This window comes from Frankia sp. RB5, from assembly GCF_059816245.1.
Window position 1 is genome coordinate 57,321 of the sequence record NZ_JCBATA010000010.1, and the last position, 12,209, is coordinate 69,529.

General features: G+C 73.4%; 8 protein-coding genes. 4 read left to right on the forward strand and 4 right to left on the reverse strand.

Going from position 1 to position 12,209, the window contains the following annotated elements; all coding sequences use genetic code 11:
* Positions 1-50: 50 nt before the first annotated feature.
* The gene (locus tag AC6EXY_RS07195; protein WP_101832972.1) at positions 51-311 is read right to left on the reverse strand and encodes a Txe/YoeB family addiction module toxin; all 261 of its coding nucleotides are present in this window, start codon (positions 309-311) and stop codon (positions 51-53) included.
* A complete protein-coding gene (locus tag AC6EXY_RS07200; protein WP_101833004.1) occupies positions 308-559 on the reverse strand; it encodes a type II toxin-antitoxin system Phd/YefM family antitoxin in 252 nt (83 codons plus the stop codon). Before AC6EXY_RS07200 ends, AC6EXY_RS07195 begins: the two co-directional genes overlap by 4 nt.
* Positions 560-856: 297 nt before the next feature.
* Between AC6EXY_RS07200 and AC6EXY_RS07205 the strand changes: the two genes are divergently transcribed.
* The 4 genes from AC6EXY_RS07205 to AC6EXY_RS07220 all read left to right on the forward strand — a co-directional run bounded on the left by AC6EXY_RS07205 (position 857) and on the right by AC6EXY_RS07220 (position 4,862).
* Positions 857-1,087: a FitA-like ribbon-helix-helix domain-containing protein gene (locus tag AC6EXY_RS07205; RefSeq protein ID WP_101832971.1), complete on the forward strand. Its 231-nt coding sequence runs from the start codon at positions 857-859 to the stop codon at positions 1,085-1,087.
* Positions 1,084-1,491, forward strand: a complete 408-nt coding sequence (locus tag AC6EXY_RS07210) for a type II toxin-antitoxin system VapC family toxin (RefSeq protein WP_101832970.1) — start codon at positions 1,084-1,086, stop codon at positions 1,489-1,491. Before AC6EXY_RS07205 ends, AC6EXY_RS07210 begins: the two co-directional genes overlap by 4 nt.
* A gap of 297 nt (positions 1,492-1,788) precedes the next feature.
* A complete protein-coding gene (locus tag AC6EXY_RS07215; protein ID WP_499816899.1) occupies positions 1,789-2,097 on the forward strand; it encodes a trypco2 family protein in 309 nt (102 codons plus the stop codon).
* A gap of 17 nt (positions 2,098-2,114) precedes the next feature.
* Entirely contained in the window at positions 2,115-4,862 is a 2,748-nt protein-coding gene (locus tag AC6EXY_RS07220; RefSeq protein WP_499816900.1) for a P-loop NTPase, read from the forward strand.
* 27 nt (positions 4,863-4,889) lie between these two features.
* Here the strand turns inward: AC6EXY_RS07220 and AC6EXY_RS07225 are convergent, their stop codons facing one another.
* Together AC6EXY_RS07225 and AC6EXY_RS07230 are read right to left on the reverse strand one after the other, a co-directional pair.
* Positions 4,890-7,406 carry a serine/threonine-protein kinase gene (locus tag AC6EXY_RS07225; protein WP_499816901.1) on the reverse strand — a complete coding sequence of 839 codons (2,517 nt, stop codon included), beginning with the start codon at positions 7,404-7,406 and terminating at the stop codon, positions 4,890-4,892.
* 31 nt (positions 7,407-7,437) lie between these two features.
* On the reverse strand, positions 7,438-11,961 hold the full coding sequence (locus AC6EXY_RS07230; protein WP_499816902.1) for an nSTAND1 domain-containing NTPase: 4,524 nt from the start codon (positions 11,959-11,961) through the stop codon (positions 7,438-7,440).
* Positions 11,962-12,209 lie beyond the last annotated feature (248 nt).

Below are 12,209 nucleotides of genomic sequence, written 5' to 3' on the forward strand. Positions count from 1 at the left end.
ACCACGCTGGCCGAGGGTCGAATCCCGCTGGGCAGGTCCGGGCACGCGAACTACCGGCCATAGTGATATCGGCACTGGGCGACCCGAATCTCGTCTCCGGTCGTCCGGTAGACAAGACGATGCTCGTCGTTGATGCGGCGAGACCAGTACCCCTGGAACCCGTGTTTCAGGGGCTCCGGCTTACCGATTCCCTCGTTGCCGTTCCGGGCGATGTCCTGGATCAGAGCGTTGATGCGGCGAAGGATCTTACGGTCCTGCCCCTGCCACCACACATAGTCATCCCAGGCGTTCTCGTCCCAGACGATCTTCATTCCACCAGATCCCGCACGGTTCCGCCACCGCTCTCAAGCCGGTCGATGGCGGTGAGCAGGCGCCGCGCGTTCTCCGGGCTGCGGAGTAGGTAGGCCGTCTCCTTGAGCGACTGGTAGTCGTCGAGGGAGACGATGACCACGGGCTCGTGGCCAGCTCGCGTGATCACGACTTCCTCCCGGTCCTGCACCACGCGGTCGAGCGTCTCGGCGTAACGTGCGCGCGACTCCGAGTACGTCATCGTCCTCATCGAGCCTCCCGAGCTCTCGGCCACTTGTACAGGAAATCGTACGTCACGTCGGCGTTCATGTCGCGGGCGATCACAACCGGTCCATCACGGCGCCGCAGAGATCGCATCCCCTGCGTTGCCAACGTCGCGATCCTCGCCGCGAGGCGGGTCATGGCAGCGTTACGGCAGTCTGTGTCGCGAATTCCGGGGCAAAGCGGACAGGGAACCCGGGGTTCGCGACACGGTGCCGCCGTTCCCCGCATCAGCGAACCTCGACGTGTGCCTGCATAACGCAGGCACACGGGCTAGGGTGCGACCATGACGGCGATCACCATCCGGGACGTGCCCGAGGCGACCCTCGAAGCGCTGAAGGCCAAGGCCGCGGAGGGTGGACGCAGCCTGCAGGCGTACCTCCTCGACCTGGTGACGCGGGAGGCACGCACGCCCACGTTGGCGAGCATGATGGCCCGTCTTGACGCCACGACCGCGTCCGAGGTCGCCACGTCGGACATCCTCGCGGCGATCGACGAGGGCCGGGCGAGCCGTTGAACCGCGACGCGGCGGTGATCGACTGCTCGGCTCTGGTGAGGACCCTGACGGACCACGGCGATGCCGGTGCCGCCGTCCGGCGCCGACTCGCCGGGTTGATCTCGCTCGCGGCGCCGAGCCTGCTCGACTACGAGGTCCTCTCGGCCCTGTACGGGATGCGCCGAGGCCGCCGGCTGACCGAGCGGGAAACCACCAGAGCCATCACCGACTACCAGGTGCTACCGCTCGAACGGCACGAGACCTTCGCACTGTGGCGGCGGGTCGGCGAGCTGCACCACAACCTCAGCGCGTACGACGCGCAGTACGTCGCGCTCGCCGAGGCGCTCGGCCTACCCCTGATCACCAGCGACGCCCGCATCGCCCGCAGCGGCGCGGCCTCCTGCCCCATCGAGGTCTTCGGCTAGCTCAGGTGCGGAGTTGTGATCTCCAGGTCCCGTCCCCTCGGCCGGCGGCCGCACCCCCAGCCACCGTCACCCGGAGCGGCCATGATCAGCACCGGCCGCCAGCCGGTCACGTAAGCCACATCTCGGACGAACCACGCGCAGGTAGGAGGCCATCGCACGGCGACGCGAGCCACATCCTGTGGCCAGCTGTCGTCCTATCCGATCGGAGCGTCACCCTGACTCCGTTCGGGGTTGTCGACTGGCTTGTTGTGGTGATGTGCGAGCATTCGGTCACCTGTTTCGGTGATCGGGGATGTCGTGACGGATGAGCCGTGGGTCGGGCTGGCTGAGGCGGTCGGGGCGCTGCGGGCCGAGCTGGAGGCGGCGGCGGACGCGGCGGGGGATCATCCGCGGTTCCGGTTCGAGGTCGAGCCCGTCGAGCTGGAGTTCGCGCTCGAGGTTCGCCGGGACGGCGCCAGCGAGGCCGGGGTGCGGTTCGGGGTGGTCACCCTCGGCGGCAAAGGCGGAGTGTCCGCCGCGTCCACGCACCGGCTCAAGCTGGTACTGAAGCCGCAGGATGGTGCCACCGGCGGTCCGGCCCGCATCCGGGATCGGGAACGCGGCTGAGTCGTCGGGGTCCGGCGATGGGGGCGGGGGTGCCGTCCGGGCGGGTCGTCGCCGTCCGGGCGCGGCTGTCCGACGAGGAGGTGTCGGTCGGCTCCGGCGTGCTCGTGTCGGACCGGCTGGTCCTCACCGCGGCCCATGTGATCGCGGAGCCGGGCGGCCGGGTGCTGGGCCCGCTGGAGGTGCGGCTGTCCGGCTCGGCCCGCTGGTGGCCCGCGACGGTCTCCTGGGCCGACCTGTCCGACGCGATGGATGTCGCGGTTCTCCGCGTCGGCGCCGAGGGCGACGGATGGGAGCCGCCCGCGCTGCCGCCGGTGCGGTTCAGCCGGCTGACTGGCCTGGCCGGCCAGGTGGACTGCGAGGCACAGGGCTTCCCCCGCAGCCTGAAGGACGGCGAGGAGCGGGTCCGGGACCATGCGACCGGCCCTGTCAACCCGGGGGTGGATGAGCAGGGTCGGCGCTACGACGTGCTGATCCGCGAATTCCCCGCGGAACCGCCGCCCCGCTCGGGCCAGTCATCGCCCTGGTCGGGTATGTCGGGTGCGGGCCTGTTCGCGGACGGGCTGCTCCTCGGCATCCTCACCCTGCGCACCGGCGGTTTCGGGGAGCGTCGCCTGCGCGCGACCCCGCTGCGGGTCCTCGCCGCCGACGCCGCGTTCCGCGACGCGCTGACCGGCGGGCGGCCGCTGGCGCTGGAGTCGGTGGAGCTGCACCGCCTGTTCACGGAGACGATCGACGACTGGGGCGACTCCCCCGCCCTGCTGCTGCACCCCCTGCGCGCGGTCGTCGGCTTCTACGGCCGCCACGACGAACGCCGCGCCCTCACTGACTGGTGCACCGCTTCGACCGAGCCAGCCACCAGGGTCCCGGGCACCAAGGTCCCGGGCACCACTGCCAAGGTGCAGGCGCTGACCGGACCGGGCGGCCAGGGCAAGACCCGCCTCGCCGAGCAGGTCTGCGCGGATCTGGCCGCCGCTGGCTGGGTCGCCGGCTTCCTCGCCGCCGACGCCACCACCGACCAGATCACCATCCTGGCTGACACCAACACGCCCGTGCTGATCGTCGTCGACTACGCCGACACCCGCCACGACCAGACGCACGCCCTGCTCCGGATCCTGCGGCAGCGGACCGCGGCGCCCGTGCGGGCGCTGCTGCTGGCCCGCTCCGCGTCGAGGGACAGCGGTTGGTGGGCCCAGCTCCGCTCGCAGTTCCCGGACCTGTGCGCCACCGTCGAACCCCGACCTCTGCCGCCCCTGCAGCCGGACGGCACCCGCGCCGACGCCTTCCACCATGCCGCGATCGACCTGGCCACCGTCTGGGCACGAACGGACTCCACCGCCGACTGGCCGACCATCGCCCGCAGGCTTCCCGCCCCTCGCGATCTGGACGCCAACCGGTACGCCCTGGCTCTCACCCTGCAGATGGCCGCACTGACCGCTCTGCTGCAGGCCGGCCCCCGGCCCGTCGAGGCCAGCGCCGGCGACGATGTCGCGGATGTGCTGCTCGGCCACGAGCAGCGCTACTGGACGGCCAGCGCCACCGCCCGCGGCCTGGCACCCCGCTTTCCGGATGTCCTGCTGCGCTGGGCCGTCGTCACCGCCGCCCTGTGCGGCGCCGCGGACCGCGCCGAGGCGGTGGACACCGTCGGCCGGCTCGCCGACCTCCGCGAGGAGCCACCCGCCTCGCGACTCACCCTCGCCGAGTGGCTGCACCACCTCTACCCGGCAGCCGACGACCGCTACTGGGGAGCCCTGCAACCGGACCGCATCGCCGAACATCTCGTCAGCCACACGCTCACCGCCGGCAGCGACCCCTACCCCCAGCTCGCCACCGACGTTCTCGCCACCGCGCGCCCCCGCCAGCTGACTCAGGCGCTCATCGTCCTCGCTCGCGCCGCCGCCCACCAGAACGGCGTTCCCGCCCTCCTCGCCGGCCTCCTCACTCAGCCACCGATCAGCTCCGCCGTCACCCAGCTCCCCCTGCATGACCTGACCGCGATTCTGGACGCCTTCCCCAACTTCTCCCTGCGCCTCACCGACACCGCCGCCACCCTCACCGGCCTCACCATCGACCAGCTACGCCGCAACACTGACCAGCCGCCCGACCTCGCACGCCAGTTGAACAACCAGTCCGTCCGCCTGGCCGACCTTGGACGGCGCGAGGACGCCCTCACCACCATCACCGAAGCCGTCACCCTCTACCACCGGCTCGCCACCACACACCCCGACACCTTCACCCCCGACCTCGCCAAGTCCCTGAACAACCAGTCCAACCGCCTGGCCGACCTCGGACGGCACGAGAACGCCCTCACCACCATCACCGAAGCCGTCACCCTCTACCGCCAGCTCGCCACCACACACCCCGACACCTTCACCCCCGACCTCGCCAGCTCCCTGAACAACCAGTCCAACCGCCTGGCCGACCTCGGACAGCGCGAGAACGCCCTCACCACCATCACCGAAGCCGTCACCCTCTATCAGGACCTGTACCGGCGTTACCCGCAGGCATTCGCCGCCGGGCTGATCCGATCGCTCGCCAACAGCGGCGAGAGGCTCCGCGGCGCCGGGCAGACTGACCGGCTGATTCGGGGCCTCGCGCAGGCCCGCGGCGTCGCGAGCAGCCATCAGATCGACGACTTCGATGCGTGGATCGTCTTGTTGCTGCGCGATGAGCGTCTCGAGCAGCCCGACGTGTTCGACGCGGCCTGGCGGGAGATCACCGGGACGCCGGTCCCGGACGGCCTGGACCCCGGCCCAGCCGACGGATGACGGGGCCGCGGCGCGGACGACGGCGGGTCAGGCGGTGAGGGTGGTCAGGACGCCGGAGGGCGAGACGATGCGGATGCGCTGGCGGCCGGTCTCGGCGATGTAGACGGAGCCGTCGGGGGCGAGCGCCAGGCCGCGCGGGCCGTCCAGGCCTGCCATCACCGCCGGTGTGCCGTCGACGGAGGCGGCGGAGCGGCCGCCACCGGCGAGGGGGCGCACCAGCCCGTCCCAGGTGATCGCGAGGACGCGATGCTGGTAGGGGTCGGCGACGATCAGGCCGCTGGGACCTGCCTCGATGGCGGAGGGCCGGCCGATGTCGGTCTGGTCCGCGCGGGTCGCGTCCGTCCGGCGGCCCGGTCCCGGTCCCGAGGGGTCGCCGTACGCGGACGGTCCACCGAGGCCGCCGGCCGCGGTGCCGGCGAGAGTGGAGATCCGGCCGGTGGGGTCGACGAAGCGGACCCGGCGGTTGTTCGTGTCGGCGATGACGAGACCGCCGCCCGACAGCGCGACGTCGTGCGGCCCCGACAGCCGCGCCCGCACCGCCGCGTCGCCATCGCCGGACAGGCCGGATTCGCCGCAGCCGGCGACCAGCTCGCCGACACCGTCGGGGTAGACCCGGATCACCTGATGGTTGTCGGTGCTCGCGATATACAGCACGCCGTCGGCGCCGACGGCGAGGGAGCGGGGGCGGTTGAGCGCCAGGTGCGCCGCCGCGACCCGCACGCTCGGCGCCAGCGGTGGCCCGGCCAGTCCGGAGCCGGCCCAGGTGCTCACCGCGCCGTCCGGGCCGACCCGGCGGATCCGGTTGTTGAAGTGGTCGGCGATGTACAGCGCGCCGTGCGCGTCCACCGCGATGCCGTACGGGGAGTTCAGTTCGGCGGTGGTCGCCGGGCCGCCGTCGCCCGCGAGACCGGCGTGCCCACTGCCCGCGTACACGGCCACCGTGCCGTCCCCGGAGATCCGGCTGACCTGGTGATGCAGCGGCTGGGAGACGAACAGCGACCCGTCGGGTGCCATCGCCAGGCCGAAGGGATGGGCCACCGTCACCGGCGCACCGCCCTGGCCGGCGGCGGCCGGCCGCCGGGACCGGCCTCGGCCGAACAGCGCCCGGCGCGGGGTGAGCCGGCCGGGCTGCGGGGTCCGCCCGCCCGACGGTGGCGGCGGCGGTGGCGGGGTCTGTGCGGCGGGTGGCCGCGAGGTCAGTCCGGTCGGCGTCACGACGGTGGGCCCGGCCGGTGCTGGTGTCGACGGCCCCGCCGGCCCTGCCGGCCCTGCCGGCCCTGCCGGCCATGCCGGCCATGCCGGCCATGGGGTCATGGGATGGCCGGCCGCTGGTCCCGCGGGGGACGGCGGTGCGCTGGCGGGAGGACCCGCCGGTCGCGCCAGCCCGGCGGGGGGCGACGACGGGGTCACGGCCGAACCAGCCGGCGGCCACGCCCCCGCCGACGCAGGGGTCACGGGCGGGCCGGCCGGCGGCCAGGACGAAGCGGGTGCCGGGGCGGGCTGAACGGGTGCCGGGGAGAGCGGGGAGGGTGGGGCGGAGGCGGACGGGTGGGAGCGGTCGACGGCCATCCAGGGGGCGATGATCGTCGCCGGTTCGTCCGCCCAGGGGCCCGCGTCGGCATCACCGCCCTGGGCGCCGCCTCCCGTCGGCGGGGTTCCCGTCTGGGCGGCGTCGCGGACCTCCTGGGGGAGGTGCAGGGGCAGCGGGCAGCGGTCCAGCCAGCCGGGGCCCCAGGCGTCGGCCGCGGCGCGGGCGAGTTCCACGGCGAAGGCGCGGGCGGACGGGGGGCGGTCGTCGATGTTCCCGGCCAGGGTGTGGCGGACGGCGGCGGCGATGCCGGGGGGCGCGGACGGCATCGGCGGGGGCTCGGCGCGGGTCAGCCGGTCGGCCAGCTCGGCGGAGCCGGGTTCGCGGGGGAACGGCGTCTCGCCGGTGAGCAGTTCGAACAGGACGACGCCGAGCGCGTACAGGTCCGAGCCGGGGCCGATACCACTCTGGGTGATCTGCTCCGGGGCCATGTAGCGGGGCGTGCCGATCATGGTGGCGGTGGCGGCGGCCGACTCGAGGATCTTGGCGATGCCGAAGTCGGTGACCTTCGGCTGCCCGTCCGCGGCGAACAGGATGTTGTCGGGCTTGATGTCGCGGTGGAAGACCGATTCCTCGTGGGCTCGTTCGAGCGCTGCCGCGACCGCGAGCCCGACCGCGACGACCTGGTCGGCGCTCAGACCGGTTCGGGCCCGGGCCCGCAGGGTCTCCCCGAGCCGCTCCATCACGAGCAGGCGCAGCTCGTTCTGCTCGGTGTAGTTGTAGATCCGGACGATGTGCGGATGGGCGAGCCGTTCGAGCAGCCGCGCCTCCGCCCGGAAGCGGGTCTGGCCGTCGGCGTTGTCCGACTCGCCGACCAGCATCTTGATCGCGACCTGGCGTTCGTCGAGGTAACGGTGCTGGCCGGCCAGCACGAGCCCGAAGCCGCCGTGCCCGATGATGCCCTGGATCCGGTAGTCGGGCAGCGCGGCCTCGATCCGGGTGAAGTCGAGCGTCACCGAACCCGCCTCGCCATCGGCGTCATCCGCGTCATCGGCACGGCGGGCGGTAGGGCAGGTCGGGCAGGTAGCGCCGCCATTCCTCCCGGGTGATGGGGTCGCCGGCAGCGGCGCAGATCATGCTCGCCTGCCGGTCGACGTCGAGACCGAGCAGGCCGATCGCCGGTTCGTGCAGGACGGGGACCAGATCGGCGTTGTCCGCGGTGAACAACAGGTCCCAGGTGTCGAAGCCGGTGAGGAAGTCGCCCCGCGGCTTTGGCGCGCGCAGGTTGGACACGTCCCACAGCCGGATCTCCGCGCCTCCGGTGGCGAGCGTCCGGCCGTCGGGGCTGAAGCGCAGCTTGAGGATGGCGCCGTTGTGCGGGGCCAGCCGGCCGATCTCAGTGGGACGGGCCGGGTTGGTCAGGTCGTAGAGGTAGACCACCCGTCCGTCACCACCCGCGGCGAGAGTGCGGCCTCGGGGGGCGAAGCCGATGTCGTTGATCTTACCGGCGAATCCGCCGAGACGGCTGTCGATCGTGAGCCGGCCGCGGCGGCGCAGATCCCAGAGGATGATCTGCCGGTCGGTGCCGACGCTGGCCATCAGGGTGCCGTCGGGAGAGAACGCGATGCGTTCCAGGACGGCGTCGGTGCGGTGCGCGGAGTTGTTGTGGGCCAGCGAGACCGGGTGCGCCGGGTCCGAGACGTCCCAGACGGCGATGTCGTTGCCGCTGCCGACCGCGAGCAGGCGGCCGTCCGGGCTGAACTCGATGATGTGGCCCGTCCGGTCGTTCTCGATGATGCTGCCTGTCTGCCGTGGATGGGCGGGATCGGCGACGTCCCAGAACCTGATGCCGCCGTCGCCGGAGGTCGCGAGCACCTGGTCGTCCGGGCGCACCGCGATCCAGTAGAGGCCGCTGAAGCTGCCGTCGTGCGCCTCCACGGAGGACAGTTCCGTCACGTGGCGTTCGCCGTCGATCCGCCACAGCGCGAGCTCGCCCGCGTCGTCGCCGGTGGCCAGGATCCGGCTGTGGAAGAAGGTGCCGCCGGCCTGCATCGACCCGGTGTGGCTGGCGATCAGACCAGTCCACGGTGTGCGCCGCAGCACCCCGTCCTCGGCGCCGATCGCGATCGTCGCGTCGGTGGGGCTGACCGCCACCGCCCAGGTGTTCCAGCCGACGGTGATCGACGTCAGCACCGACGACGAGCGGGCCGGATCGACGATGAAGGCGGCGTCGCTGCTGGTGGTGGCGATGACGTTGGTCGCGTCGAGGTAGGCGAGCCCGGTCACGGTGATCGACGCGGCCACGTCCGTCTTCGCCGGCACCGGCGCGGCCGGCTGGGAGATGTCGAAGTGGCTGATGACGCCCGCCTCCGAGCCGGTGACGACGCCGCGGCCGTCCCGGCTGACCGCGACGGCGAGTATCCCCGGCAGGTTCGGGCCCGAGGGCGCGTTCGGGTCGACGAGCCCGGCGAGCAACTGGGGCGCGGACGGGTTCGTCACGTCCCAGACCGCCGCGTGCCCGTCGGCGGACGCGGTGACGGCGTGCCGCCCGTCCGGGGTGAAGGCGACCGCCCGCACCACGTCGGTGTGGCCGGCCAGCGCCCCCGACCGGACCGGGGTGGCCGGACGGGTGACGTCCCAGAGCACCACCGTGGTCCCGTAGCCGCCGGTGGCGAGCATCGCCCCGTCGGGGCTGAACGCGAGGGCGTAGACCTCCCGGTGGTCGGGCGCCGGCGGCAGGGTGGCCAGCAGCCGCGGGGTGGACGGGCGGGCCACGTCCCACAGCTTGACCTGGCCGTCGGAGCCGCCGGTGGCGAGCACCGGCGCGGTCGGGCTGAACGCCACCGACTTCACCGCGAAGGCGTGCCCGCCGTGGGCCACGTCCGGCAGCCGCCCGAGCGGGCCCTGCCGGTTCTTGTCGGTGCCGTCCCACAGTACGACCGCGTGGTCGTCGCCTCCGGTGGCCAGCAGCTTCCCGTCGTGGCTGTAGGCGACCGCGCCGATCGGGAGGGTGTGGGCGCCGATCTGGCGGGTCACCGTCGCCGCGGCGAGCACCGCCGTGCGCGCCTCCGGGGTGTCGGCAACGTTGTGGGCGACCAGGCTGAGCTGCGCGGCGAGGCTCGGGTCGAGGGGGCGCAGCTTGTCGGCGCGGGCGGCGATCGACTGCGACAGCGCCCGGTCCCGGTCCTGGTCGGCGGACGAACGCTGGTCGTAGGCGTAGGCGGTCGAGCCGACGGCGAGTAGCGCGAGGACCGTCAGCACGGCGGCGAGGATCTTCAGCCGGCGGGTCCGGGCCGCCGCGGCGCGCTGCTCGCCGTGCTCCCGGTCGCTGCTCGCGTCGTAGAACTCTCGCGCCCCGGCGCCGAGACCCGCGTGACGCTCGCCGGTCTCGACCCAGTCGCGGGCGGCGGCCAGCCGGGTGCCGGAGATCAGGTAGGACGGGTCGCGGCCGCTGCGCTCCCAGGTCTCCGACGCCTCGGTGAGCTGCTGCCAGGCGAGCGCCCCCGCCCGGTCCAGATCGATCCACTCCCGCAGCCGCGGCCACGACCGCAGCAGCGCCTCATGGGCGATCTGCGCGGTGTCGGCGTCCACCTCGACGAGACGGGCCCGCACCAGCGCGTCGAACACCACCGGCGCCGCCGGATCGCCGATCTGGGCGAGCAACTCGGTCCGCGACACCCGCCGGCGGGTGTCGTCGCCGCCCTCGCCGACCCGCACCATCCGCATCAGCAGCGGCCAGACAAGCCGCTGGCCGTCCGCGTCCAGCGCCGCGTACATCTCCTCGGCGGTCTGGGCGATCGCGCCGGTCAGGCCGCCGATGCGCTGGTAGGCGGCGACGGTGAGAGTGTCGCCTTCGCGCGCGAGCCAGGTGGCCCGCAGTGCGTGGGCGAGCAGCGGCAGGGAGCCGGGATCAGCGACGACGTCGCTGGTCGCCGCCTCGGCGCCGAGGTCGCGCAGCATCACCTCGACCAGGCCCGGTTCGAGCCGCTGGCCGGCCTGGCGCGCCGGCTCGACGATCGCCTCCCGCACCTCGCTCGCGGTCATCGGGCCGACCACGAACTGCCCCGACTGCAACGCGTCGACCAGATCCGGATGGGCGGCACAGGACGCGAAGAAGTCGGCGCGCACCGCCAGCACCACCACCGCCGGCGGCGTGCCCTGGCCCGAGCCGCGGGCCACCGCGCACAGGCCGCGGATGAAAGCATCCCGTTCCGCCTCGTCGGCGCAGAGGGTGAACGTCTCCTCGAACTGGTCGACGGCGACCACGAGGCGACGGCCCCCTTCGCGGCCGCCCTCGGACCGGTCGAGCAGCTCGGCGAGCATCCCGGTGAGCCGGTAGGGGTCGGCGACGGCGCCTTCGAGCAGCACGCTCATCGCCGCCGGCAGGCCCAGCACCCGCGCGGTGCGCCTCGCGAGCTCGCGGATCGGGCGGTCCGTCGGCGTGACCACGACCTGCGGCCAGGACGCCGACCCCGGCAGCCCACCCCGCGCCAGCGCGGGCAGCAGCCCGGCGCGCAGCAGCGACGACTTCCCCGCCCCCGACGCGGCGACCAGCACCAGCGGCCCGGCACCATCGAGCCGAGACGCGAGCCGGCCCACCAGATCGGCCGTCGCGCGCTCCCGCCCGTGGAACCACTGCTGGGACGACGCGTCGAACGAGGCGAGCCCCGGGTAGGGGCAGACCTGCACCGTCTCTACCGCCGACGCCGCCGGCACGATCTGGGTGTCCGGGAACGCGTGGGCCGCCGCAACGACCGGGTTGACGGGCACGGGAACGGGCACGGGCACGGGCACGGGCACGGGCACGGGCACGGGCACGGGCACGGGCACGGGCACGGGCACGGGCACGGGCACGGCTGGAGTAGCTGCGAGCGCGGAGTCGGCGGAGACCACGGCGGTCGGGACGGGCGGGTGTGTGCCGGCGGGGTCGGGCGGGGGCGGGGTGAGTGGAATCGTGCCTGGGCCTCCTGGCGACTCGAAGTCGGGCAGGATCCGCGTCGCGGGTGCCTCCTGGACGAGCAACGGCGGAGTGTGCGCGGCATTGCGGGCCAGGATCAGGTCGTCCGACCACGCCGCGGGCGCCAGGGTGGCGGCGACCTGGCCGCGTTCGGCCAGCATGTCCGCCAGCCGCCGGTTGACGCCGCCGAGGGTCAGGTTCGCTCCGCTGGCCGGATCGCCGTTGACGAGGAGGTGGCGCAGCTCGGCGGTCAGCGGAGTGAGGGCGGCCGCGGCGAACCGCTCCGCGCTGGCGGCGCGCGAGACCAGCAGCTCCGTCCGTCCACGACCGGCGGCGCTCTCGTTGTCGTTGTCTTCCAGGCCCGGTGCGCCGCCGAAAGTGTCGACCACGAGCAGGCTGCGGCTGACGTCCATGCTTCCCAGCACCGCGAGCACGGAGGACACCATCTGGGCGCCGACACCGACACCGGCGGCTCCTGGCGGCATCTGGTCAACCGCGCCGACCAGATAGACGAGGACGGCCGTGGGGGCCCGCCGCGCGACCCGGGCCACCGCACGGCAGACCTCGGCCGTGTCCGCCGGCCCGGCCAGCGTGGCCAGCGCACCGACTGGCACACCGCACCGCCCGGTGATCTCCCCCGCCAGTGCCGCAACGCTGCGCTGAACGACCGTGGCGACGCGATCACCTGGCCTGTCGCCACCACCACCGACGACAAGGACCTGGACACCCGCATCGCGAAGGCCGACCGAGACACGAGTCGACGGACCGTTCACTGACTCCCCTTGGTCACGGCAGGAAAAGGAATGGACGGGAAACCTGGCGCCCGCCAGGCCCCACAGGAGACACGAAAGCACCCTATCTC